The 22,678-nt window shown below is 63.2% G+C and carries 22 protein-coding genes; 11 read left to right on the forward strand and 11 right to left on the reverse strand.

What is annotated here, in order from left to right:
* Positions 1-76 precede the first annotated feature (76 nt).
* A complete protein-coding gene (locus tag F3089_RS02125; protein ID WP_151439194.1) occupies positions 77-1,114 on the forward strand; it encodes a sodium:calcium antiporter in 1,038 nt (345 codons plus the stop codon).
* Positions 1,115-1,194: 80 nt separating this feature from the next.
* On the forward strand, positions 1,195-2,310 hold the full coding sequence (locus tag F3089_RS02130) for a site-2 protease family protein (RefSeq protein WP_151439277.1): 1,116 nt from the start codon (positions 1,195-1,197) through the stop codon (positions 2,308-2,310).
* A 7-nt stretch (positions 2,311-2,317) separates the two neighbouring features.
* On the opposite strand, the gene F3089_RS02135 is transcribed toward F3089_RS02130, so the two are convergent.
* From F3089_RS02135 to mltF, 4 genes are all read right to left on the reverse strand, one after another.
* Positions 2,318-5,425, reverse strand: a complete 3,108-nt coding sequence (locus F3089_RS02135; protein ID WP_151439195.1) for an efflux RND transporter permease subunit — start codon at positions 5,423-5,425, stop codon at positions 2,318-2,320.
* On the reverse strand, positions 5,422-6,642 hold the full coding sequence (locus F3089_RS02140) for an efflux RND transporter periplasmic adaptor subunit (RefSeq protein WP_151439196.1): 1,221 nt from the start codon (positions 6,640-6,642) through the stop codon (positions 5,422-5,424). Before F3089_RS02140 ends, F3089_RS02135 begins: the two co-directional genes overlap by 4 nt.
* Positions 6,639-8,018, reverse strand: a complete 1,380-nt coding sequence (locus tag F3089_RS02145; protein WP_192497250.1) for an efflux transporter outer membrane subunit — start codon at positions 8,016-8,018, stop codon at positions 6,639-6,641. The genes F3089_RS02140 and F3089_RS02145 overlap by 4 nt, the downstream gene beginning before the upstream one ends.
* A 90-nt stretch (positions 8,019-8,108) precedes the next feature.
* Entirely contained in the window at positions 8,109-9,503 is a 1,395-nt protein-coding gene (gene mltF / locus F3089_RS02150; protein ID WP_225741646.1) for a membrane-bound lytic murein transglycosylase MltF, read from the reverse strand.
* A 125-nt stretch (positions 9,504-9,628) separates the two neighbouring features.
* Between mltF and F3089_RS02155 the strand changes: the two genes are divergently transcribed.
* Complete coding sequence (locus F3089_RS02155; protein ID WP_151439198.1) at positions 9,629-10,135, forward strand: DUF2244 domain-containing protein; 507 nt, start codon at positions 9,629-9,631, stop codon at positions 10,133-10,135.
* 51 nt (positions 10,136-10,186) lie between these two features.
* Here F3089_RS02155 and F3089_RS02160 read toward each other — a convergent pair whose 3' ends face one another.
* Positions 10,187-10,813, reverse strand: coding sequence for an Npun_F0296 family exosortase-dependent surface protein (locus F3089_RS02160; RefSeq protein ID WP_151439199.1), 627 nt, complete (start codon positions 10,811-10,813; stop codon positions 10,187-10,189).
* A 279-nt stretch (positions 10,814-11,092) separates the two neighbouring features.
* On the opposite strand from F3089_RS02160, the gene F3089_RS02165 reads away from it, so the two are divergent.
* Together F3089_RS02165 and F3089_RS02170 are read left to right on the forward strand one after the other, a co-directional pair.
* Positions 11,093-11,251 (forward strand): YqaE/Pmp3 family membrane protein, encoded by a 159-nt coding sequence (locus tag F3089_RS02165; protein WP_151439200.1) that lies wholly within the window; start codon positions 11,093-11,095, stop codon positions 11,249-11,251.
* A gap of 53 nt (positions 11,252-11,304) precedes the next feature.
* The gene (locus F3089_RS02170; RefSeq protein WP_151439201.1) at positions 11,305-11,877 is read left to right on the forward strand and encodes an NnrU family protein; all 573 of its coding nucleotides are present in this window, start codon (positions 11,305-11,307) and stop codon (positions 11,875-11,877) included.
* Between the two features lie 37 nt (positions 11,878-11,914).
* On the opposite strand, the gene F3089_RS02175 is transcribed toward F3089_RS02170, so the two are convergent.
* Entirely contained in the window at positions 11,915-12,313 is a 399-nt protein-coding gene (locus F3089_RS02175) for a glutaredoxin family protein (RefSeq protein ID WP_151439202.1), read from the reverse strand.
* 128 nt (positions 12,314-12,441) lie between these two features.
* Between F3089_RS02175 and modA the strand changes: the two genes are divergently transcribed.
* Genes modA through F3089_RS02195 form a run of 4 tightly spaced genes read left to right on the forward strand, consistent with a single transcriptional unit; the run spans position 12,442 to position 15,392 of the window.
* A complete protein-coding gene (modA, locus tag F3089_RS02180) occupies positions 12,442-13,197 on the forward strand; it encodes a molybdate ABC transporter substrate-binding protein (RefSeq protein ID WP_151439203.1) in 756 nt (251 codons plus the stop codon).
* Positions 13,197-13,877, forward strand: coding sequence for a molybdate ABC transporter permease subunit (gene modB / locus F3089_RS02185; RefSeq protein WP_151439204.1), 681 nt, complete (start codon positions 13,197-13,199; stop codon positions 13,875-13,877). The genes modA and modB overlap by 1 nt, the downstream gene beginning before the upstream one ends.
* Positions 13,874-14,941: a molybdenum ABC transporter ATP-binding protein gene (modC, locus tag F3089_RS02190; RefSeq protein WP_151439205.1), complete on the forward strand. Its 1,068-nt coding sequence runs from the start codon at positions 13,874-13,876 to the stop codon at positions 14,939-14,941. The genes modB and modC overlap by 4 nt, the downstream gene beginning before the upstream one ends.
* Positions 14,942-14,945: 4 nt before the next feature.
* Entirely contained in the window at positions 14,946-15,392 is a 447-nt protein-coding gene (locus tag F3089_RS02195) for a DUF2784 domain-containing protein (RefSeq protein ID WP_151439206.1), read from the forward strand.
* Here F3089_RS02195 and amrA read toward each other — a convergent pair.
* Both amrA and amrB read right to left on the reverse strand, forming a co-directional pair.
* Entirely contained in the window at positions 15,356-15,901 is a 546-nt protein-coding gene (amrA, locus tag F3089_RS02200) for an AmmeMemoRadiSam system protein A (protein WP_286202756.1), read from the reverse strand. The genes F3089_RS02195 and amrA overlap by 37 nt on opposite strands.
* 28 nt (positions 15,902-15,929) lie before the next feature.
* A complete protein-coding gene (gene amrB, locus F3089_RS02205; RefSeq protein WP_151439208.1) occupies positions 15,930-16,724 on the reverse strand; it encodes an AmmeMemoRadiSam system protein B in 795 nt (264 codons plus the stop codon).
* Positions 16,725-16,854: 130 nt separating this feature from the next.
* Here amrB and amrS point away from each other — a divergent pair, with 130 nt between their 5' ends.
* Positions 16,855-17,949: an AmmeMemoRadiSam system radical SAM enzyme gene (amrS, locus tag F3089_RS02210; RefSeq protein ID WP_151439209.1), complete on the forward strand. Its 1,095-nt coding sequence runs from the start codon at positions 16,855-16,857 to the stop codon at positions 17,947-17,949.
* Between the two features lie 210 nt (positions 17,950-18,159).
* On the opposite strand, the gene F3089_RS02215 is transcribed toward amrS, so the two are convergent.
* The 3 genes from F3089_RS02215 to F3089_RS02225 form a co-directional block, all read right to left on the reverse strand.
* Entirely contained in the window at positions 18,160-19,359 is a 1,200-nt protein-coding gene (locus F3089_RS02215) for a bifunctional alpha/beta hydrolase/OsmC family protein (protein ID WP_151439210.1), read from the reverse strand.
* An 18-nt stretch (positions 19,360-19,377) separates the two neighbouring features.
* The gene (locus F3089_RS02220) at positions 19,378-20,247 is read right to left on the reverse strand and encodes a bile acid:sodium symporter family protein (protein ID WP_151439211.1); all 870 of its coding nucleotides are present in this window, start codon (positions 20,245-20,247) and stop codon (positions 19,378-19,380) included.
* A gap of 161 nt (positions 20,248-20,408) precedes the next feature.
* Positions 20,409-21,665 carry a M20/M25/M40 family metallo-hydrolase gene (locus tag F3089_RS02225; RefSeq protein WP_151439212.1) on the reverse strand — a complete coding sequence of 419 codons (1,257 nt, stop codon included), beginning with the start codon at positions 21,663-21,665 and terminating at the stop codon, positions 20,409-20,411.
* Positions 21,666-21,849: 184 nt separating this feature from the next.
* Here F3089_RS02225 and F3089_RS02230 point away from each other — a divergent pair, with 184 nt between their 5' ends.
* Complete coding sequence (locus F3089_RS02230; RefSeq protein ID WP_151439213.1) at positions 21,850-22,635, forward strand: substrate-binding periplasmic protein; 786 nt, start codon at positions 21,850-21,852, stop codon at positions 22,633-22,635.
* The last annotated feature ends 43 nt before the right edge of the window (positions 22,636-22,678 follow it).

Consider the following 22,678-nt stretch of genomic DNA (forward strand, 5'->3'; position numbering starts at 1 on the left):
GGACCGGTCCGGGAGCACGGCTGAAAGGGCTTGAGCCTTCCGTAAAGCCACGCAGTGCCGGAAATGGAGAGCGCCGGTGTCGATTCTCAACCCTGAAACCTGGACGCTGCTGCAGAGTATTGTCGTATTCAGTCTCTGCGCCCTGGTGATTGCCATTGCGGGAACACGCATTACCCGCGTGGTGGACCAGCTTGCCGACCGGACAGGGCTGGGTGAGGCCACTGCCGGCGCCGTGCTTCTGGGGGCTGCAACGTCACTGGCCGGCTCGGTGCTCTCCGTGACGGCCGCTTACCGGGGGCATCCGGAACTGGCGGTGAGCAACGCCCTGGGTGGCATCGCGGTACAGACCTTTTTCCTGGCGATAGCAGACATGGTGTATCGCCGCGCCAACCTGGAACACGCCGCTGCTTCCGCCCCGAATATGATGCAGAACGGACTGCTTATCGGACTTCTGGCGTTGATCCTTCTGGCGCCGACCCTGCCGGATGCCACAGTCTGGCGGATCCATCCCATCACACCGATCCTGATTGGTTTCTACCTCTACGGCACGCGACTGATCCAGGGGGCCTGGGAATCACCCATGTGGCGCCCCTCGATTACCCGGGATACGCGCGAGGACAAGCCCGAGGCCATGAACCGGCTGCCCCCACTGGCCCGGCTATGGACGGAGTTTCTGCTGTTGATGGCAATCCTCGGGGCGGCGGGCCTGGTGCTGGAACCGGCAGCAACCACCATCAGTACCAAGGCGGGACTGAGCCAGACCATCGTCGGGGTCCTGTTGACCGCCGTCAGCACGTCCATCCCGGAACTGGTAACCTCGGTGGCTGCGGTCAGGCGTGGGGCACTGACGCTGGCGGTGGGCGGCATCATCGGTGGCAACGCCTTCGATACGCTCTTCATGGCTGCCTCGGACATTGCCTACCGGGAGGGCTCCATCTACCACACCATGACCACCGATACGGAACGCTGGGTGGCACTCACGCTGGTCATGGCCGCCATCCTGATCATGGGCTTGATCCGGCGGGAGCGCTACGGCCTCGGGCGGATCGGCGCGGAGAGCGTGGCGATCATGGTGCTCTATATTCTGGGGGTCGGCTTGATGTTCGGTGGCTGATCCCCCACACCTGAAAGACAACAGACCCATTACTGATTAAGAGAGAACGCATGGATCATTCACAGCACGAGCCAAGGGGTATGTTCCGTTCCGTGATGTCCCTTGGGCACATCCGGGGTATCCGTATCGAGCTTCACGCGAGCTGGCTGGTCATCTTCGCGCTGTTGCTGTTCACCATGACCACGGGGCTGAGGGATCAGTTCGCGGCCTGGTCGTTCAGCCAGGCCGTGGTCACTGCGCTGCTTACTTCGCTTGCGTTTTTTGCCTCGATCGTCGCCCATGAACTGGGCCACAGCCTGGTGGCCATCCGGAGGGGCGTGCCGGTCAGGGCGATCACGCTGTTCATATTCGGCGGGGTCGCCCAGCTGGATAAGGACAGTGAACGCGCCGAGGATGAGTTCTGGATCGCCATCGCCGGGCCAGCCGTGAGTTTTGTGCTGGCGCTTGCGTTCGGGATACTTTCCGGGCTGGCTGTGTCCGAGTCCTGGGCTGTCGGCCTGGGCTGGCTTGCCGTGATCAACCTGATGGTGGCGGTGTTCAACCTCGTTCCCGGGTTCCCGCTGGACGGTGGTCGTGTGCTGCGGGCGCTCGTGTGGAAGATGACAGGGGATGCCGGCAAGGGCATGCGCGCGGCCGTGGCCGGTGGTCGACTGGTGGCCTATGGACTGTTCGCCTGGGGGCTCTGGCGCATTCTGGTTGAGGGCAATCTGCTTGGTGGATTCTGGCTCATGCTGCTGGCCTGGTTCCTGCTCAACATGGCGGAAGGGCACGGCCAGCAGTTCAGCCTGCAGAAGCAGCTCCGCGGAATCCGGGCAGGGGCGCTGGCGGCTCCGGATGTGCCGCGTGTGGCGCCCTCAACAACCGTTGAAGAGTGGATCCACAGCCGTGTGCTCCCTGAAGGCCAGCGTTCCTACATGGTGGATGACGGGCACCGTGTCCTGGGGCTGGTCAGCCTCAGTGACACCAGCGCCACCGACCGTGAACGCTGGTCTGAGCTCCGGATCGCGGATCTCATGACGCCCATCGAGCAGGTGGTGCGCGTTGCCCCCGAGACGGAGGCAACCGAGGTGCTTGCCACCATGACCGAGCACAACCTCAACCAGCTGCCGGTCATGGAGGGTGATCGCGTTGTGGGCTGGATTGACCGGGAGCGCCTGCTCAGGACGGTGAACCTGCATCTGGAACTCAAGGCCTGAGCCGGGCTCAGGCCGTTCCCGTGTATCGCCGGATAGTGGCCATCAGGTCTTCCAGAACCAGGTAGAAGCAGGGCACCAGGAAGAGGATCAGCGCGGTGGCGAATATGATGCCGAAGCCGAGCGAGACCGCCATTGGGATCAGGTAGGTGGCCTGCAGGGAGGTCTCCAGGATGATGGGCGTCAGGCCGCCGAAGGTGGTCATGGTGGTCAGAAGGATCGGACGGAAACGACGCACCCCCGCCTCATAGATGGCCTCAAAGGCGGTGCGGTCACCTCGCCGGCGGTTGGCGTAGTCCACCATGATCAGCGAGTCGTTCACCACCACGCCCGATAGGGCGACGATGCCCATCATGCTGACCAGCGAGATATCGAGGCCCAGGATCATGTGCCCGATGATGGCGCCCACGGCGCCGAAGGGAATGGCCAGCATCACGATGACGGGCTGTATGTAGCTGCGGAAGGCCACGGCCAGCAACGCATAGATCACGCCCATGGCCAGCATGAAGGCGCCGTAGAGCGTGCCGGTGGATTCGCGCAGGTCCGCCTGGCTGCCCTCGAAGCTCCAGGTGATGCCGGGGAAGTCCGCCTGAAGCTGGGGCAACACCTCGGACTGGATGGCGGTCAGCACGCGGGAGATGTCGCTCTTGGGCTCCACATCTATACCCACCGTGATCACGCGCCGGCCGTCACGCCGGTCGATGGACCGGAAAGCCGAGCCCATCGAGCTGTCCGCCACGTCCATCAGGGGCACCTCGCCGCCGTCGGGCATCTGGATCACGAATTCCTGCAGGTGGCGCAGGTCCTGGCGTTCGTGCTCGGGCAGGCGCACCCGGATCTCGTTCTCGTTGGTGCCCCGCAGCTGGCGCAGGGCCACGGCGCCGTAGAAGGCATCCCGAACCTGGCCCCCTACCTCCGCGGGGCTGAGCCCCAGTGCGCGCCCCTGGGCGTTGAGCGTCATATCCAGCTGTGGCTTGCCGGCGGCGTGGCTGTCCGAGACATCACGGGTGGAGCTGAATGCCTCCATGCGCTCCAGGAAGGTTTCGCTCGCGCGGGCCAGCACGTCAATGTCCGAGTGGCTGAGGTCCACGGCGATGTCATCCCGCCAGGAGCCCGGGCCCTGTTCGGCCTCGAAGGTGATCTGGTCGATACCGCGGAAATCGCCGATCTCGCTGCGCCACAGATCCACGATCTCCTTCACGCTCATGCCGCGCTCGTGTTCCGGGCGCAGGACAATCTCCACATCAATGGCCCGTTCGCCGCGCACGTTGGTCTTGATGCCCTCGGCGTGCTCATCGAGGTTGTGTTCATCAAACAGGCGCTGGGTGGACTTGGTGATCTGCATGGCGATCTCACCGGCGCGGCGGGTGGTGGTGCCCACGGGGAGGGTGACGCCGGCCTCGATCTGGTCAGCCGGCACCTCCGGCATCATGATCATGCCCATGTGATCACTGATGGCGTAGGAGCCCACCACGGCCATTACCGCCACCGCCATGCTCAGTGTGGCATAGCGGAAGCGCAGGCTGATATCGAGCAGGGGCCGGTAGAAGCGGTTGATTACGCCCTCAAAGCCCCGCGAGAACACGCGCTGGACACTGTGCAGCGCGTGACCGTAGACGGTGACGGTGCCGCGGCCGCTGTGCCCCAGATGGGCGGGCAGGATGAACAGGGCCTCGAACAGGGAGATGGCGAGCACGACGATCACCACCGCCCCCATGGGCCACCAGAAACTGCCCATCACGCCGGGAATGAACAGCAGCGGCAGGAAGGCCACGATGTTGGTCAGGATGCTGAAGGTGACGGGCCCGGCGATGTCCTTTGTGCCCTGGATGGCGGCACTCATGAAGTCCATGCCCTGTTCCCGGTACTCGTAGATGTTCTCGCCTACCACAATGGCGTCATCCACCACGATCCCGAGCACCACCAGGAAGCCGAACATGGAGATCATGTTGATGCTGACCCCGAGCAGAGGTAGGAACAGCATGCCGCCAACGAAGGAGATGGTCATGCCCATCATGATCCAGAACGCCAGGCGGTATTCCAGGAAGAGACTGAGAATGACCAGCACGATCACCATGGCCAGGATCCCGTTCTCCAGGAGCATGGTCATGCGGTCCTCGAAGTGTTCCGCGCGGTTGCTGTCGATGCGCAGATTGACACCGTCGGGAAGGGTCTTATCCAGCTCCGCCATAACCTCCTTGCCCGCAGCCGCCACGGTCAGTGGTGACTGGGTGCCGGTGCGGAAGATCTCGATTTCCACCGAGGGAAGGCCATTGAAGCGGGAGTGGAAGCCGGTTTCATCGAAGCCGTCTCTGACCGAGGCGATATCACCCAGGGTGACGGTGCCGCCGGAGGCATCGTTGCGGATGACAATGTCCTCGTAGGCGTCGGCCCAGAGGCGGCGTTCCTCCATGCGCAGCAGGATGTCACCGCCTTCGGTGGCCACCGAGCCCGCCGGGATGTCCTTAGCTGAGGCTTCGATGCGCTGGGCGATCTGTTGCAGGGTAAGGTCGTATTCCCGCAGCCGGTGCCGCGAGACTTCCACTTCCGTCAGGTAGTCCGGCACATCGCTGATGGTGGCTTGGGTGATGCCGTTCTCGGCCAGCAGCCGGTCGCGGACCTGCTCGCCGAGCTGGCGCAGGGTCCAGATGTCCACGTCGCCATAGAGTACCAGCTCCATGACGTCATGGGAGCGATTCTGCAGGCGGACACGGGGCTCTTCCGCCTCATCCGGGAAGGTGCGGATCCGGTCCACTTCCTGCTCAATATCCTGGAGCGCCTTCATGCGGTTGGCGCCGTTGATCAGCTCCAGTGTGATGGTGCCGCTGCCCTCCCGGGCCGTGGAGGTCATCTCCTTGATGTTCTCCAGCCCCTGTACGGCCTCCTCAACCGGCAACAGGATGCCCTGTTCCACTTCTTCGGGGGCGGCCCCGGGATAGGTCACGGAGACCTGGACGATATCCGGCTCGAATTCCGGGAATACTTCCTTCTGGAGCTCAAAGGCCATCCAGAGGCCGCCGCCCAGAAGCAGGACCATCAGCAGGTTGGCAGCGATGGAATTGCGAGCCATCCAGGCAATGGGGCCGGTCCAGCCTCCGTTGTTGGAGTCGCCGCTCATCCGTCATCCTCTTCGGTACGCAGGTCGGCGCCATCGACCACGGTGGCCAGATCACTGGTGACGATGGCCTCACCGTCTTCAACGCCTTTGCTCACGTAGGCGTATTCGGCATCACGGAAGGCGATAGCCACGTCCCGGATGGAAAGCGCACCGTCCTCCATCACCCAGACCGTGTCATTGCGGCGGATATGGTTACGATCCAGGCGCACCACATCCTGGATCTCCCTTCCCTCAATGGCAGTGTTCAGAAAGGAGCCGATGAGCAGGGGCGGTTTGTCGGGCGAGTCGGCGTCCAGGGCGAGCGGATCCTGAACCGTGATCAGCACACGGGCCAGCCGTGTGTCTTCGTTCAGCTCCCCCACCAGGCGCTGCAGTTGCCCCTCGCGATGCTGGCCCTGGGGCCAGGCACTGTCATTACGGATGGTGGCCGGTGCGCCGGCCTCACCACTGCGTTCCTCGAACCGCAGCCAGGGGAGTTCGCTCTGGGGCACCGTTGCCTCCACCCAGTATTCATCCACACCCACCAGGCGCCCCAACGCCTCGCCGGCATTGACCTGGGTGCCCAGACTGATGTCACGGCTCAGCACACGGGCATTGAAGGGGGCGGTGACGCTCGTGCGGTCAAGATTCAGTTGCGCCTGCCGGAGGGCAGCCTTGGCGGACTCCACCTGTGCCCGGGCCTGCTCCAGCTGGGGTTGGCGCAGGACCAGGGCCTTATTGGTGCCTTCCAGTTCCTCGCCCAGAAGTTCGAATTCCTGTTCCGCCACATTCTGGCGGCCCTGTTCGATGTCCAGATCCGCACGGGCCTGGCGCAGCTCGCTGCGCCGCTGCTGGAGGGTGGCCTCATAGTCGGCGGGATCAATCCGCACCAGCATGTCGCCTTCATCGACCATGCCTCCGGGGGTGAACGCCGAGGCGCGCTCGACAATCTGGCCGCTGACCCGGGGCCTGAGTGTGAGTTCCCGGGCGGCGCGGACCTGGCCCATGGCGGTGATGGTCGGGTGGTAGTCGCCCTTTTCGGCCGTGGTGACGTCCACCAGCATCGCGGTTTCCCGTGCAGTGTCCGGCCCACGTGTGGCAGTGGGCTCAGTGCGGAATACCAGCCATACCAGGGCGGCCCCCAGTACCAGTATCGCCAGGGAGATGAACGCGGTCTTGATGCGGCCGGCGCGGCCGGTTTCCGGGCGTGCTGCGCTGTCGTTGATCGGTTCGTTCATCCTGTTTCTCTCGCAGAGTCTTCTCGGAGGTCAAGGCCGCCGGCCAGCGCCCGGTAGAGGGCGATGCGGTATTCCAGCAGCTGGCGCCGGGCGCTGATCAGGCTGCGCTCCAGGTCCTGGCGGTCGGTCAGGGCGGTCAGTACATCAATGTAGCCGACCTGCCCGTTGAAATACTGTTGCCGGAGTTGCCCGTAAGTGGTCTCGGCAAGCTCCAGCTGGCGCTTGATGCGCTCTATCGCCTGGCGTTGCTTGCGTTCCTGGACCAGCGCGTTTTCCACCTCCTGGAAGGCGGTAAGGACGGTCTGCCCGTAATCGTACAGACGCTGGCGGCGTACCGCCCGGGACTGGCGCACCTGGGCATCGCGCTGGCCGGCATCAATCAGTGGTGCAACCAGGTTGGCGGCCAGGGTTGTGGCCCAGTTGTCAAACAGATCCTGGACGCTGTTGTCCTGCGTTGAAGCGGAAGCCGAGAGCGTCAGGCGCGGGAACTGGTTGCTGATGGCGGCGGCCAGGTCCGAGTCGGCGGCCTGCAGCTGGTTGTAGGCCTGGCGCACGTCCGGGCGGCGCTGGACCAGTTCGGCCGGCACGCCGGTGTCCGGCAGGGGCGGCAGTTCAGAGGGCAGGCCGCGCCCTGCCGGCAGGTCCGTGTTCCGGGGTGCCCGGCCCAGAAGGACAGCCAGCTGGTTCTCCAGCACCCGGAGATCCGATTCCGTGCCCAGGCGCTGTTCCTCGGTGGATTCCAGCAGCTGGCGCTGGCGCAGCACATCCGCGCTGCCGGCCTGCCCACTGGCGAACTGGGTCTCCAGCAGTTTCATCACGCTGCGGTTGGTCTCGATCTGGGACTCGGCCAGATCAAGCTGGGCCCGCTGGGCGCGCAGCTGGTACCAGGTGCGGGTGACCTCGGCGGCAAGCGAGAGTGCCGCCGTCTGATAGTCGGCCTGGGTGGCCCGGGCGCGGAACTGCTCTGCTTCGACCTGTGAATTGATCCGGCCCCAGAGGTCCACTTCGTATTCGGAACCCAGCCCCAGTCGCAGGCTCTCTTCTGAATCGCTGCTGTCGCTGTTGCTGATCTCTCCGTCAGCGGTGGCGTTCAGGTCCGGGTAGAGATCCGCGGACTGCTGGTTGACAGCGGCACGGGCTTCGCGCAGGCGCTGCCAGGCGCTGAGCACGTCCAGATTGGCATCCAGCCCGTCCGCCACCAGCTGATTGAGGCTGTCATCCTCAAAACTCCGCCACCAGCGCTCAGGCGCCGGTTCATCGCCGGAGACCGAGAAGGTCTCGGGGACGGTAACCGGTGGTTCCGCCACGTCTTGCGGCTGGGAGGCGCAACTGGCCATGAGACCAGCCAGCAGCAGTACCATCAGGCGTTCAGGCATGGATCCCAACATTGGTTTCAGGGGCGATTCGACCCGGGCAAGCCTATCAGCCTGCCGGGGGGATGGCTATTCCCGCTCTGGCTATCGGTACTATTTGAATTCCTTACTGATCACGTCCCTGTAGTTCCGGATCCGCTGAACGTAGTGTACGGGCTCGTAACCCCGGGCGTAGCCGTAGCGGGTGCTGGGGTAGTAGCGCTTATCCGCCTTAAGGGGCAGCACCTGGCGCATCTGCTCCCAGGAGTCGGGATTCCGGTCCAGGTCCCGTGCCAGCTGGCGGGCGTCCAGCAGGTGACCGCGCCCGATGTTGTAACTGGCCAGGGCCAGGAAGGTGCGGTCGGGTTCCGGGATGGTCTCGGGCAGGCGGGCGTGACGATCCGCCAGGTAGCGGGCGCCGCCATCAATGGCCTGGACCGGATCAAGCCGATTCTCAACCCCCAGTGAACCGGCCGTACGCCGCGTCAGCATCATGATGCCCCGCACCCCGGTGGGCGAGACCGCGTCCGGATCCCAGTGGGATTCCTGGTAGGCGAGGGCGGCCAGCAGTTCGGCGGGCATGCCGGTCTTCTCCTCGGCCTTGATGAACTCATCCTTGAATTCCGGCAGCCGTTCCTCGATGCGGCGGGTCAGGGCCCGGAGGTCCACAAAGTCGAATTCACCGATGTAGGAATAGTACTTGTTCTCCATGGCGGTGATGGCTTCATCGCCAGCGCGGCTGTTCATCCACTCGCGCGCGCTGCCGGCCAGCTCATCAGCGCCCGCAGGCAGGTACCAGCCCAGGTTCTGTCCCTGGGTCAGGTTCATGGCAACTTCCAGGTGAGGCCAGTGCCTGCGGGTGAGCTGGACGATGTTGGAGTCCGCGACAGTGCAGTCAAACTGCTGTTCGGCGACCTGTGACAGCAGTACCTCCGTGGTTCGATCACTGGTGCTGAAGGTGATGCCCTCATGTTCCGCGGCCAGTTCATTGAGGGTTTCCACATAGCTGGAGCTGGCCGTCACCCGGATTTCAAACCCGGCGATGTCCTCGGGAAGCCGTGGCAGTGGGCGGCCCTCCCGGTGGCACACCAGCTGTTCAGTGACTTCGCTGTGCGCGGGCCCCTGCGTAAAGCGCTCATTCCGGGAGGGGCGATGGGTCAGCCCGGATGCGGCCAGGTGAGCGGTGCCTTTCTCCAGCGCCTCAATCACGGCGGCAGTGGATTCGTGCATGGTCCACTCCACGTCCCAGTCCTGTGCCTCAGCGAATTCATGGACCAGATCGTATTCCGGGCCAGAGGGCTGCTCGTGGCGGTTCAGGTAATAGGTGGTGGCACCGTTACGGGTCGCCACCCTGAGAACGCCGTCCTCCTCCACGGACTCCATCGAAACGGGTTCGTGGGGGCTGTCGCCGCAGGCTGCAAGCAGTGCGGCTGCAACCGGCAGCATCAGGGCGGAAAGGAAACGCATCCGGAACTCCTTGATCATGGAATCGACGTTATTGTAGCTCATCGCTGAGTACGACCAGCTCCCGGTTCCGGATTGCAACAGGGGGTGTCTGGCGCCTGCGGGGGCGCTAGTATGGGTTGACCCCGCAAGGAGTAATCGCGGGTTGGTCTAGGCAAGTCGGTGGCATCATGCTGGAGTACCTGGATTACGAGGAGGGCAGGGCACTGCGCCTGACCCCCAACCGATCCCTGAGTTGGCAGGGGAACATCATCTTCTTTGGGTTGATCGCCGTGGTCACCCTGATGGTGGCTGTTGGCTGGTCCCTGGCGGGCGCCTGGATGATCCTGCCGTTCGCGGGCCTGGAGTTGGCGGTGGTGGCCTATGGGCTGTACTACACCTCGCGCCAGTGTTATCGACAGGAGGTCCTGGTACTGACGCCGGACACTGTGAGGCTCGAAAAGGGGATCAACCAGAAGGATTCCGAATGGACCATGCCTCGGCACTGGGTCCGGGTGATCATGGAGATGCCCCGTCATGGTTTTGCGGTGCCCAGGCTGATGCTGGCCTATCACGACACGCGCGTGCCTCTTGCCCGTTTTCTCAACCCCGAGGATCTGGAGGCGTTCATTGACTTTCTGGAAAACGCTGGTATCCGGGTTGAGCGGCATCATCCAGCCGGGGTCTGGTGGTTTTGACATAAAAAAGGCCGCCCCTTTCGGAGCGGCCGTGGCAGCAGCCTGAATCTTTCAGGTGCGCCGGCGACGCATGCCCAGGCCGAGCAGGCCAGCGCCAAGCAGTGCCAGTGTGCCCGGTTCGGGGACCGTAGCGTAGGCGTGGTTGTCGCTTTCGAACGCGTACTGCGTGCTGCTGAAACTGACGGTGTCGAAGAACTCGGAGCCGAAGTGGAAGTTCACATAACGGTTGTCGTCGAACGATTCCTGGTCACCGCCTGATGGCGGCAGAACGTCGTTACCGCTATAACTGCTCCCCACCTGTGAACCATCGAGGAAGAAGCTGATGGTGTTGTAATCGTCAATGGAGCCCCAGTACAGGCCAAAATAGTTGGCGGTTGTCCCCAGTGCCAGAGCTGCCGAGCCATTGCTCTGTTCATAGGGCACGGTCAGGTACTGGTTGTCCTCGGGGAAATCGTGGGGCTGGGCGTGCTGTCCGCCGGCGGTTCCCTGAACAACGTTATAGTCGCCGGAGCAGGTCGCGGAGCCGCAGTCACCGCTCTCAAAGTCGATTTCGGTAGCGCCGTTGACCTGGGTGTGATAGACACCGGCAGCTTCAATTGAAATGGAAGCACCCGAGGCCGCGGTTGCCGCGCCTGCCGCCAGGATGCCCAATGCGATGGCTGATTGTTTGATGGTCATTTCTTCGATTCCCTTGCCAGTAGTGAGATGGGGTCGGTCCGTCGGTGAGACCACTTAAGCTTCAGCAAATGGTGTTCCAGTGCGTTAAAAAATCTTCAGATTTATCGCTTTGCGACAGACTCGCGGGGAGAGTGGGACTGGCGGGCAGTGGAAAGTGTAAAACTGTTCGACGCCGTTTGGCCCCGGTACGCGAAAACATGGCACACTCGGTCTGCTGCGAGGCCGGTGGGCTGTCACCGCTTAATTTGAGTCATAGGTCATTCACAGGAGTGGGCTGGTATGGACGTGGTCCGTCTTATTCTTTCCATACTGCTGCCGCCGCTGGGGGTCTTCTTCCAGGTCGGACTTGGGCTGCAGTTCTGGATCAACATCGTGTTGACGCTATTCGGTTATCTACCGGGCGTTATCCACGCGGTCTATATCATCGCGCGTCGTTAGCTTACGGGGCTGGGATCGTGCATCACCGAATTGAACAAAAAAGGATCTGACCCATGACACTACTTCTGCTCGGCTTGGTGCTCTTTCTGGGCATTCACTCGCTGTCGATTGTGGCCCCGGCTCAACGTGACGCTATGGCGCGGAGTATGGGGGAATGGCCCTTCAAGGGCATTTACTCGGTCATAGCGATCATCGGCCTTGTGCTCATCGTCAAGGGATACGGTATCGCCCGCATGGACCCGGTGGTGCTCTATACAACGCCGGCCTGGACATCCCACATCACCATGCTTTTGATGCTGGTTGCGTTCCCGATGTTCATCGCGACCTACCTTCCGGGGAAGATCAGCAGCACGCTGAAACACCCCATGCTGGTGGCGGTTAAAGCGTGGGCACTCGGGCACCTTCTGGCCAACGGCATGCTTGCGGACGTGCTTCTGTTCGGTGGTTTTCTGGCGTGGGCTGTAGCCGACCGCATATCGCTGAAGCGCCGCACACCAAGGGCCATTCCGCGCTTGCCGGCATCGCGCTTCAACGACGCGATAGCGGTCGTGCTGGGGCTTGCAATCTATGTGGTCTTCACAATCTGGCTGCACCCGGCCTGGATTGGCGTTTCCGTCATCGGCTGATGCGCGAGCGATGCAGGTGGTCCCTGCATCGCTCACATCAGCTTGATGCAGGTTCGAACTGCTTCCTCAGCCAGGCGTTGATGTCATCGGATTCATACAGCCACTGCTGTTCGCCGTTGTCGTGCTCAATCAACAGACAGGGCACTTTGACCCGCCCGCCGCCGGCTTCGAGGGCAGCCCTGTGATCCGGGTCGTTCTGGGCATCGCGGGTTTCAATGGCAAGCCCCAGGCGTGACATTTCCTTGCGGACCTTGATGCAGAACGGGCAGGCCTTGAACTGGTAGAGCGCCAGCTTGCTTGCGGCCTGTTTAACGCGTGCCTGATCTTCAGAGCTTCGGGATACGGCTCTGGGGCTGGTCAACTTTTCGTTGATCAGGACGATGGGGGTAAGGATCAGGCGCAGTGATCGGAAGAAATAACGGATAATGACGCGCATAAAAGCCTTGTTCCTTGAGAAATGATGGCCTCTGAAATGGTGTACCAGCGTAGCATTTCTGAGACCCTGCGTAAGAGTCGGGTCTGGTAGACTCTGGCCTGCTATCAGCATTGTTGGGAGAGTTAGCGTTGCGTCGTGCTGCTCAGGTGCCGGTTTGGCTGAGTATTCTGTTGTTTGCCGGAGGGTCATCCCTTGTCGGGGCGGATGAAATCCGGGTCGCTGTCGCCAGTAATGTTGTTGGAGCAGCCAGAGTTCTGGTTGATCGGTTCGAAGCAGCTACTGAGCACAGCGTGGTCCTCGCCTCCGGCTCAACCGGAAAGCACTACGCCCAGATTCTGCACGGCGCTCCTTTCCAGGTCTTCCTTGCCGCGGATGAGCGCCGGCCCCGGCTTCTGGCTGAGTCCGGCAGGGCCGTTGAGGGAAGCCGGGTGAGCTATGCCCGTGGCCGGCTCGTCCTCTGGAGCCCCGGCGAATCGCTCGTGGATGCGGAAGGCGGGGTCCTGGCTACCGGGGATTTCGCCTATCTGGCGCTGGCCAACCCGCGTCTGGCGCCCTACGGCAGGGCGGCAAAGCAGGTGCTGGAGAACCGGGGGCTCTGGGAGGCCCTGGAAGGTCGGCGGGTGATGGGCGAGAACATCGCCCAGACGTTCCAGTTCGTGCGCACGGGCAATGCAGCGCTGGGATTTGTGGCGCTGTCCCAGCTTGAGGCGCCGGAGCGCAGCATGGGTGGCTCACGCTGGCTGGTTCCGGAGACCCTGCATGAGCCCATTGAGCAGCAGGCGGTGCTGTTGGCGGATGAACCGGCGCCCAGGGCCTTCCTCGAGTTCGTGACAGGGGAACAGGGGCAGGCGATTCTCCGTGACCATGGCTATGAGGTGCCCTGATGCCGGGCTCCGATGATCTCACGGCACTGTGGATTACGCTGCAGCTGGCGGCTGTGAGCACCCTGATTCTGCTGGTGGTGGGCACGCCTCTGGCCTGGTGGTTGGCGCGCACACAATGGCGCTTCCGCTTCGTGGTCGAGGCGATGGTGGCGCTGCCGCTGGTCCTGCCGCCCACGGTTCTGGGGTTCTATCTTCTGATCGCGCTCGGACCGTCGGGGCCCATTGGCGGTTTGATGCAAGCCCTGGGCGGCCAGCCGCTGGCGTTCACCTTTACCGGGCTGGTGATCGGCTCAGTGATCTACTCGCTGCCGTTCGTGGTTCAACCCCTGCAGAACGCGTTTTCCGCCGTAGGCCGCAGGCCGATGGAGGTGGCCGCTACGCTGCGTGCCTCGCCAATGGACCGGTTCTTCACCGTGGCAGTGCCCCTGGCCGCGCCGGGGTTCCTGACGGCGGCTGTGCTCGGTTTTGCCCACACCCTGGGCGAGTTCGGTGTAGTGCTGATGATCGGCGGCAACATTCCGGGCAGCACCCAGGTGGTGTCCATTGCGGTCTATGACCATGTGGAGGCGCTGGATTACACCAGCGCGCATTGGCTCTCCGGTGGTCTGTTGGCGATGTCCATGCTGATGCTGATGGCGGTCTATGCGCTCAACCGGCGTTTCCTGGTGGTGCGGCTATGAGTATTGAGCTGGCGTTCCGGCTCGACCGGGGGGACTTCAGCCTGGACCTGTCACTGGCGCTGCCGGGGGCAGGGGTGAGCGCGGTTTTCGGGCCCTCGGGCTGCGGCAAGACAACCCTTCTGCGGATCATGGCGGGGCTGGAGCGCTCGGCCGTGGGCCACCTCCGGGTAGGGGGCCGGACGTGGCAGGACGTCAACCAGTTCGTGCCGCCCCATCGGCGCGCCGTGGGCTATGTGTTCCAGGAGCCCAGCCTGTTTCCCCACCGCAGTGTGGAAGGCAACCTGCGTTATGGGCTGCGCCGGAGCCAGGGCACCGGGGATAACTCACGCCTGGAGCAGTCCATTGAGCTGCTGGGAATCCGCCATCTCCTCGCACGCAGGCCGCATCAGCTCTCCGGCGGAGAACAGCAGCGCGTGGCCATCGCACGGGCCCTGGCCATGGAACCTGCCCTGTTGCTTCTCGATGAGCCCCTTGCCGGTCTGGATGAGGCGCGGCGCCATGAAATCCTGCCATACCTTGAGCGGCTGCACCGGGAGCTGGTCCTGCCGATGATCTATGTAAGCCACTCCAGGGAGGAGGTGGCCCGGCTGGCGGACCACCTGGTGGTTATGGATAACGGCAGGGTACAGGCGGAAGGTTCCCTCACTGACGTGTTCGCACGCCTGGACCTCGCTATCGCGGGGCAGCCGGGGGCGGAGACGGTTATCGAGGGCGTGGTGGACGATTACGACCCACGCGACGGCGTGGTGCGGGTGAACTCGGACGCAGGACCGCTCCATGCGGTACTGGGGCAGCTGGAAACCGGGCAGCCCGTGCGGCTCCAGGTCCAGGCCCGTGACGTGAGCGTGGCCCTGACGGCACCGCAGGACAGCAGTATCCTGAACGTGATGCCGGCCCGCATTGAGGACCTGGCGGAGCAGGGGGCCGGGCACGTGATGCTGCGGTTGCGGGTGGGGGATGCGGTACTGCTGGCGCGGGTGAGCCGCCGCTCTGCCCGCGAACTGTCTCTGGAGCCGGGTCTGGAGGTCCACGCCCAGGTCAAGAGCGTGGCGCTGCTGGGGTAAGCCCATGAACGCATCGCGCAGCCTCTATCAAACGCTTCCCGCCCCGGGCCTTCTGGCGGACCTGGTGCTGTTGCTGCATGGCCTGATCGTGGCCTTCGTGGTTGTCGGTCTGGTGCTGTTCATTATCGGTGGCATGCGTGGCTGGTTCTGGGTCCGCAATCCCTGGGTCCGCTGGGTGCACCTGGTGACGATCGGTTTCGTGGTGATCCAGACCTGGCTGGGGCGACTGTGTCCGCTGACTGTCTGGGAGCACGAGCTGCGCCTTGCGGCCGGTCAGCCCGTGCACGATCAGGGGTTCATCGAATACTGGGTGAGTGCTCTCATCTTCCATGACCTGCCGGGCTGGGTGTTCCTGTTCGGGTACACGGTTTTCGGGGCCCTGGTGGCCGCCACCTGGTGGTGGCTGCCGCCGCGTCAGCGCTCATCCTCGCCGAAGGACTCGGTGCGGTAGCGCTTGATGGTCAGTGAAGGGGACCAGTAATCCGATGGCAGGCCCGCCTTGCGCTTGAGCTGGCGGACAAAGTCCACGGGCTCCGGCAGCGATTCCCAGACTGCGGGGAGAAAGGTTCCCCGGTGGACGCCGTCCTCAAGAATGAGCCCATCCTCGCCGGGTTGGAGAGCCGCGAGCAGTTCCGCTTCCGAGGCCACAGGCAGCGGTTCGGGCCGGGACAGGATCGAGAGTTCCAGGTGCACCTTCTCCAGTTCATGGGCCGCCAATGGCTGGAAGCGCGGGTCGCGGAAGGCGGCGGCATGGGCATGCTCCGCCACATCCGTCACCAGTGGCTGGCGGGCCTCAAGGGTGCCGATACAGCCGCGCAGGCTGTCATCCGGGCGCTTGAGTGTGACAAAGCTGGCGCCGTTACGCTGCAGAACCTCAGGCCACTGCGCCGGCTCAACGGTCAGGGCACGACCGGTCTCAAAACCCTCCCGGATGCTGTCCCGGGCGAGGGTCAGCAGCATCCCGCGGTGCTCGTGTGTTATCGGGGTGTCAGTGGAATACATAGGCGCCATACCCTACAACGCTGTCCCTGGGAGCTCCGGCATCCCCCGAGTTGCGCAGATCCAGGATGCGGCCTTCCAGGCCCTTCTGGCGGGCCAGCCACAGAAGCCCGTTGATGGGGTGGCGGCCACAGGCATCGCCATCCCGGACCTTCTCCCACGCCAGGTTCTCAATAGCCTCGGACGTGGCCCTGTCCCGGCGTACCGCGCTGTCGTAATCCATGAAGTGGCTCAGATCCGAGCTGATGGCGATCAGTGTCTCGGGCCCACCCCAGAGTGAATCCAGCAGTGTTCCGACTTCCTCCGGCGTAGCGTCGCCCACGACCAGCGGGACAACACTGAAGTCATCCATCAGCGCCTGAAGGAAGGGGAGGTGTACTTCAAGACCGTGTTCGCGCTCATGGGCGTCTTCCCGATAGACCACGTCGGAGCGCTGGGCCACCAGGTCCGCCTGAGTGGCCTGGTCAACGCGCACATTCCCCATGGGCGTGGCGAAATAGTCCGCGCTGCTGGCGGCGATCCCCCGGAAGGGAATGCGGTGACTTGGCCCCAGCAGGATGACGCGCTCAATGCGATCCGCCATGGCGCGGACGGTTGCATAAGCCTCCCCGGCGACCGCACCCGAGAACGGGTAACCCGCATGGGGCGCGATCAGCGCTTTGGGCGGCGCTACGTTATCGGTGCCCGCCTTTTCGAGGAAACCGGCAACCTGCTGCTGCAGTACGCCGCGCTCGGCGGGGTAGAAGAGCCCTGAAACCGCCGGTGGCCGAACTGTCTGTTCCATGGTGCACCTCCCTTGGGGCTGGCTTCTTTTGCACTTATATGGGGGCGATCGACGCCATCAACAAGGCTGGGCAAGAGCCCGGGTCGCGCCCTATACTCGGAGTATAACGCCAGCACCGGGAGGTGAGACCATGGGCGTCACAATCTCCAGCGACCGTTTCCCAACCGTCTACTGGCATGAGCTGGAAGACGGTCGGATCCAGTGCGACCTGTGTCCTAGGGCCTGTAAGCTGAAAGAGGGTCAGCAGGGCCTGTGCTTTGTGCGTGCCCGGCATGACGACCAGATCGTGTTGACCACCTACGGGCGCTCCAGCGGGTTCTGCGTGGACCCGATTGAGAAGAAACCCCTGAACCATTACCTGCCCGGCACCTCGGTCCTGTCGTTTGGTACTGCCGGCTGCAACCTGTTCTGCAAGTTCTGCCAGAACTGGGATATGAGCAAGTCCCGGGAGATGGATACGCTGGCGGACCAGGCGGAGCCGGAGACCATCGCGCGCGCCGCCGAGGATCTGGGCTGCCACAGCATCGCCTTCACCTACAACGATCCGGTGATCTTCCACGAATACGCCATCGATGTGGCGCAGGCGTGCCACGAACGCGGCATCAAGGCGGTAGCGGTGACCGCCGGCTACATCTGCGAGGAGCCAAGGAAGGAGTTCTTCCGCTATATGGACGCGGTCAACTTCGACCTCAAGGCGTTCACTGAGCGCTTCTACCGCAAGATTACCGGCAGCGAGCTGCAGCCGGTGCTGGATACGATCGAGTACGTTCACAACGAGACGGATGTGTGGTTCGAACTGACGACGCTGCTGATCCCGGGCGAGAACGATTCCAGCGAGGAGATTGAGCGCATGAGCCAGTGGGTGGTGGAGCATCTGGGGCCGGATATTCCCATGCATTTCACCGCCTTCCATCCGGATTTCAAGATGATGGAGCATCCGCGTACGCCGGCGGAGACGCTGACCAATGCGCGTGAAGTAGCCATGAAGAACGGCATCCGGTACGCCTACACGGGGAACGTGCACGATGAGGCCGGAGGCAGCACCTACTGCCATCACTGTGGCCAGAAGCTGATCGGGCGGGATTGGTTTGTGCTCAGTGACTGGAACCTGACCCACGATGGGCATTGCACCAGCTGTGGGACTCGGTGTGCCGGGGTGTTTGATGGGGATCCCGGGCGTTGGGGCGCCCGGCGTGTGCCTGTGCGGCTGGCGGAGTGGCGTTAGCGGTTGTCCCAAGACTGAGGTGCTTCTGCAGGAGGGGAGGCGGGTAACGCTCTCCGGGAATCGCCACAAGTACATCCATGTAGGCTGCGCGGTGGCCATCCATGGCCACCGAGCTTCCCTCCGAGCGTTCCCCGCCTCCCCTCATCAAACCCTGATGATGTCGCTAACACGCAATCACAGCGTTGCCTTTTCCTCCTCGCTCCTTGCTTCTCACTCAACCAACTCGTCGTGCATCCGGATCTCGTTCTTCAGGGTCTGGTGCACCGGGCAGCGGCCGGCGATCTGGAGCATGCGCTGGCGCTGCTCGTCGGTGAGGTCGCCTTCGATGGTAATGTGGCGGACCAGTTCATCCACCTTCCCGGACTTTGTCTCGCACTCCTCGCAGTCTTCCGCGTGGACCTTGCGGTGGGTGACCTCGCAGGTGACGCGCTCCACCGGGAGTTCCTTGTGGCGGGCGTACATGTTGATGGTCATGACGGTGCAGGCGCCCAGTGAGGAGGCCAGGAGGCCGTATGGGTCCGGGCCACGGTTGGTGCCGCCGTTGTTCTTGGGTTCGTCGGCAACCATCTCATGCGGGCCGGCCTGGACACGGCAGAGGAAGCCGTCCTCGGTGCGGCCGGTAACGCGGGCGCCCTCCGGGGCCGGGGTCGTTTCGGGTTCCAGGAAGCGGGCGGCCCAGGCGGAGACCACCTGGGCGGCGTACTGGGCGTCGGAGCGGCGCGAGAGCAGGTGGTCGGCGTCGTCCAGGCTGATGAAGCTCTTGGGGTGCAGGGCCGCAGTGTAGATCTGCTCGGCGTTGTCGATGCCCACCGTGCGGTCATGCGGCGCGTGCATGACCAGCAGGGCACGCCGGAGTTTGTGCAGGCGCTCGGTCAGGTCGTGGCTGCGGGCGTCGTCGATGAAGTCTTTGCGGATGCGGAAGGGGCGGCCGGCGAGATCAACCTCGGCGCTGCCGCTTTCCTCGATCCGCTCCAGGTCCGTGCCGAACTGCTTGAGAATGTGGTCCGGGCTCGCCGGGGCGCCTATGGTGGCGACGGCGCGCACGCTGTCCAACCGCTCGGCGACGGCGAGAGCCGCAGAGCCGCCCAGGGAGTGGCCAAGCAGCAGTTGGGGCGCGGCGTAATGTTCGGTGAGCCAGGCGGCGGCATCTTCCAGGTCATCAAGGTTGCTGGAGAAATTGGTATCCGCGAACTCGCCCTCGCTTTCACCCAGACCGGTGAAATCAAAGCGCAGCACAGCGAAGCCGGTGCCGGCCAGGGCCGAGGTGATGGTGCGGGCGGCGCGGACCTGGCTGCCGCAGGTGAAGCAGTGGGCGAAGATGGCCGTAGCCCGCCAGATCCCGCCGGGGGGCAGTTCAATCGTGCCCTTGAGGGTAAGGCCATTACGGGACTGGAATTCAATGGCGGGCATGGCGGATCTCCTTGCGGGTCAGCTTGGCTGCGGGATGTATTTGCGCCCGTACAAGGTTAACAGAAAGCCGAAGAAGAACATCAGCACGCCGTAGACCGCCGAGGGCACGGACATGGCCTCGGATTCCAGAAGGTTGAGGGTTACCAGCAGGCCGATGGTGCCGTTTTTAATGCCGAGTTCCACGGCCACTGCCATGGATTCCCGCTGGGTGAGGCCAGTCAGACGGCTGAGACCCAGTGCGATGCCGATGCCCGCAAGGTTCAGGGCGATGGCCGCGGGGCCCGCCTGACTGAGCAGTTCACCCAGCTGATCGCGCACGTTGTACACCAGCGCCACCACCAGCATGGCCAGTACAACACCGCCGAAGACGCTGACCGCGCTTTCCGCTTTCTGGGCCTTCTCCGGGAATCGGCTCTTGAGCATCATGCCGATGGCGATGGGCAGCAGCACGATCAACCCCAGCGTCATGATGGTGCGTTCCACGGGCAGCCGTATGGCTTCGTTTTCACCCATGTAGAGATCCAGCGCCAGGTTGGTGAAAAGCGGCAGCGACACGATGGTGATCAGGTTGGCCAGGACGGTCAGCACGATGGACAGCGCCACGTTCCCCCGCGCCATGAGCGCGAACAGGTTGGAGGTGGTGCCGCCCGGGCAGGCAGCGATGATCACCAGTCCCACGGCGATCATGGGCGACAGGTTGAAAATCGCGATGATCAGGAACGCCAGTGCTGGCATCACCAGGATCTGGGCAATGGTGCCGACGATGATCCCACGTGGGTACACCGCGACCTGGCGGAAGTCCCTGGGCGTCAGGGTCATGCCGATGCCGATCATGATAATGAACAGGGAAAGGGGCAGTCCGATGGAAATCAGCGGGCTGGCTTGCATGGGGTGCGTCCTTTTTGACTTTTGTTATTGTGAATCCGGGTTCAATAATGCCGGACCCATTGGGAAAAGCCAATCAGGGCGAACTGGAATCTGGAAACGGAATGTAGCAGCTGAAGGAAGGATGGAAACTGAGGGCGTCCATGCCCTCATGTTCCTGTGGGTCAGTCTTTTTTCTCTTCGCCTTCAGGCTTGTCGGAACCCTGGTGGCCAAGGGGAGAGGCCGTATCCAGCCGCGGGTGGTTGTCCATGAACTCACGGTGCGGATCGTCCAGCGCATCCAGCTTCTGCAGCGTGCCCTTGATGGCGTGAATGGCTGCCAGAACGTCCTGGGTATTCCCGGACTCGGAAATGGTGTGCATGTTCCGGATCGGGAAGCCGATGGAGGTGGCTGCGCAGTCCACGCTTGCCAGCACGCCGGCCATGCCGTCAGTGCCGGTGTCCGGGCCCACCACGTCGCGCTGGAAGGGGATTTCCTGCTCGCGTGCCGTGGTCTCAAAGAAGCGGTTGAGCTGTTCGCTGGCGATGGCGCCCACGGACATGGTGAAGCCCTTGCCCATCTCCTGCGGGTTCATGCGCCGGTCCCCGATGCCCGGAGCGGCCTTGTAGTCGTGGTTCACGTCCACGCCGACCAGCGCATCCGGCTTGAGTTCACCGGCCAGGACGCGGCTGCCGAAGCGCCCGATTTCCTCATAGGTGGCCATGGCGTAGAGCACCCGGATCTTCTCGGTGCCGCCGGCTTCCGCCATCAGGCGCGCCACTTCCGCAGTGGTGAAGCAGCCCAGGCCGTTGTCCAGGTAGGCGCCATAGAAGGTGTTGGGGCTGAAGCCCTTGCGGATGGGGCGGTCGAGCAGGATGGAGTCACCGGGGCGCACACCCAGGTTCTCGACCTGCTGCTTCTTGTTCTCGCCATGGATCTGCAGCTCCAGGTAGAGCTGTTCCTTCTTGATGCCCTTGTCGCCACTGCGCACATTCGGGTCCGCGAAGTGGATGGCGCCGAGGGCTTCCACTGTGCCGCCCTCGATCACGCGATAACTGCCCGGGTTCTCGGGGTCCTCGCTGAACAGCTTCACCTCGTGGCCGATCAGCGTGGTGGGCAGGAAGGAGTCGCTGTTGATCCAGATCTTGCCATCATCGCCGATGCTGCGCACCTGCATGCGGATCTTGTCCGCATGGCCGATGATCATGACCTTGAACATGTCCTCCCGCCCCGGGTGGGTGTCCAGCACAATGCCCGCATGGCCTTTGAACTGGTGGATGTGCCAGTCCTTGGGCGATACACGCTCAAGGTAGGGCTTGAGCACACCATAGGTCATGGCCGCCTCGATGCCGATCGGACTGGGCGCGGCCAGGATGTCGCGCATCAGCTCGAACTGGTCATCGGGCATGGGAGTATTCCAGGGCTGGGTCGATTCGGTCATCGCGTTGTCTCTGCCTTCTTTTTCAGGGGTTTCCGGTTCTGGAGTGAGTCTACCAGCCTGAAAGGATACCCCCTAATCCCCGAGACTGGCCAACCGTAAATTAAGATGCGCAATGCAAATAATATGGTGGAAAATGATGGCTCGGTGTAGAGTAAAAGTGCCATTCCATGTTCAGTGAATTCTGATGATGAAACCGCCAGTGCTGGTCATTCTGGGCCTGTTTTTGCTGCCCCGCCTCGTTTTTCCGGAAGACCGGCCGGAGATAGTGATTGCCGCGGATCAGTGGTGCCCCATCAATTGCCTGCCGGATAGTGATCGCCCGGGGTTCATGATTGAGATTGCGGGTGAGATCTTCAATGAAGCGGGCTACCGGGTCGTCTATCGGCTTATGCCCTGGTCCCGGGCTATTGTTTCCGGGCGTGAAGGGACGATTAATGCCATTGTCGGCGCTTACCGGGGCGATGCGCCGGGGTTCGTGTTTCCGCGTAACGAGCAGGGGCGGATCGGGTCTGCGGCACTGTTTACCCGTGCCGGGAGTGACTGGGTCTACCAGGATCTGTCGTCACTGGAGCAGGTCCGGCTCGGGACGATCCTGGACTACGACTATGGCGAATCGCTCAACGGCTATATTGAGGCGCATTCCCAGAGTTACCGGGTCCAGGTGATGACTGGCAATGACCCCCTTGCCAAGAACATTGAGAAGCTTCTGAGGGGCCGCATTGATGTGGTTGTGGAGGCGAAGCCCGTGTTCCGGTATCTCAGCCGTGAAATGGGCGTGGAGGGCGAGGTTCGCCATGCGGGTGAGGCCGCGCCTTCCGAGGACGCCTACATCGCTTTTTCCCCAGGGGTTGAGTCATCGCCTGAGTACGCCCGGATCCTCTCCGAAGGCATGGAACGTCTGCGGGCCAGTGGGGAACTGGCTCGGATCCTGGCACGCTATAATCTTGACGACTGGAAAACCGGAGAGTGACCAGGGGCTTTTGGGGGGGCGGTGTGGAGTGGATTGAGAGCGG

Source organism: Halospina sp. K52047b (assembly GCF_008709855.1).
Lineage (GTDB): Bacteria > Pseudomonadota > Gammaproteobacteria > Pseudomonadales > Oleiphilaceae > Halospina > Halospina utahensis_B.

Excerpts from the sequence above, each read along its gene's own strand:
- F3089_RS02130 (WP_151439277.1), top strand. The coding sequence starts at position 1,195 with ATGTTCCGTTCCGTGATGTCCCTTGGGCACATCCGGGGTATCCGTATC.
- F3089_RS02220 (WP_151439211.1), bottom strand. The coding sequence starts at position 20,247 with ATGCAAGCCAGCCCGCTGATTTCCATCGGACTGCCCCTTTCCCTGTTC.
- F3089_RS02155 (WP_151439198.1), top strand. The coding sequence starts at position 9,629 with ATGCTGGAGTACCTGGATTACGAGGAGGGCAGGGCACTGCGCCTGACC.
- F3089_RS02160 (WP_151439199.1), bottom strand. The coding sequence starts at position 10,813 with ATGACCATCAAACAATCAGCCATCGCATTGGGCATCCTGGCGGCAGGC.
- amrS (WP_151439209.1), top strand. The coding sequence starts at position 16,855 with ATGGGCGTCACAATCTCCAGCGACCGTTTCCCAACCGTCTACTGGCAT.
- F3089_RS02215 (WP_151439210.1), bottom strand. The coding sequence starts at position 19,359 with ATGCCCGCCATTGAATTCCAGTCCCGTAATGGCCTTACCCTCAAGGGC.
- F3089_RS02170 (WP_151439201.1), top strand. The coding sequence starts at position 11,305 with ATGACACTACTTCTGCTCGGCTTGGTGCTCTTTCTGGGCATTCACTCG.
- modC (WP_151439205.1), top strand. The coding sequence starts at position 13,874 with ATGAGTATTGAGCTGGCGTTCCGGCTCGACCGGGGGGACTTCAGCCTG.
- F3089_RS02230 (WP_151439213.1), top strand. The coding sequence starts at position 21,850 with ATGATGAAACCGCCAGTGCTGGTCATTCTGGGCCTGTTTTTGCTGCCC.
- F3089_RS02175 (WP_151439202.1), bottom strand. The coding sequence starts at position 12,313 with ATGCGCGTCATTATCCGTTATTTCTTCCGATCACTGCGCCTGATCCTT.
- F3089_RS02135 (WP_151439195.1), bottom strand. The coding sequence starts at position 5,425 with ATGAGCGGCGACTCCAACAACGGAGGCTGGACCGGCCCCATTGCCTGG.
- F3089_RS02165 (WP_151439200.1), top strand. The coding sequence starts at position 11,093 with ATGGACGTGGTCCGTCTTATTCTTTCCATACTGCTGCCGCCGCTGGGG.
- F3089_RS02140 (WP_151439196.1), bottom strand. The coding sequence starts at position 6,642 with ATGAACGAACCGATCAACGACAGCGCAGCACGCCCGGAAACCGGCCGC.
- F3089_RS02145 (WP_192497250.1), bottom strand. The coding sequence starts at position 8,018 with ATGCCTGAACGCCTGATGGTACTGCTGCTGGCTGGTCTCATGGCCAGT.
- amrA (WP_286202756.1), bottom strand. The coding sequence starts at position 15,901 with ATGCTGCTGACCCTCGCCCGGGACAGCATCCGGGAGGGTTTTGAGACC.
- modB (WP_151439204.1), top strand. The coding sequence starts at position 13,197 with ATGCCGGGCTCCGATGATCTCACGGCACTGTGGATTACGCTGCAGCTG.
- mltF (WP_225741646.1), bottom strand. The coding sequence starts at position 9,503 with ATGAGCTACAATAACGTCGATTCCATGATCAAGGAGTTCCGGATGCGT.
- F3089_RS02195 (WP_151439206.1), top strand. The coding sequence starts at position 14,946 with ATGAACGCATCGCGCAGCCTCTATCAAACGCTTCCCGCCCCGGGCCTT.
- amrB (WP_151439208.1), bottom strand. The coding sequence starts at position 16,724 with ATGGAACAGACAGTTCGGCCACCGGCGGTTTCAGGGCTCTTCTACCCC.
- F3089_RS02225 (WP_151439212.1), bottom strand. The coding sequence starts at position 21,665 with ATGACCGAATCGACCCAGCCCTGGAATACTCCCATGCCCGATGACCAG.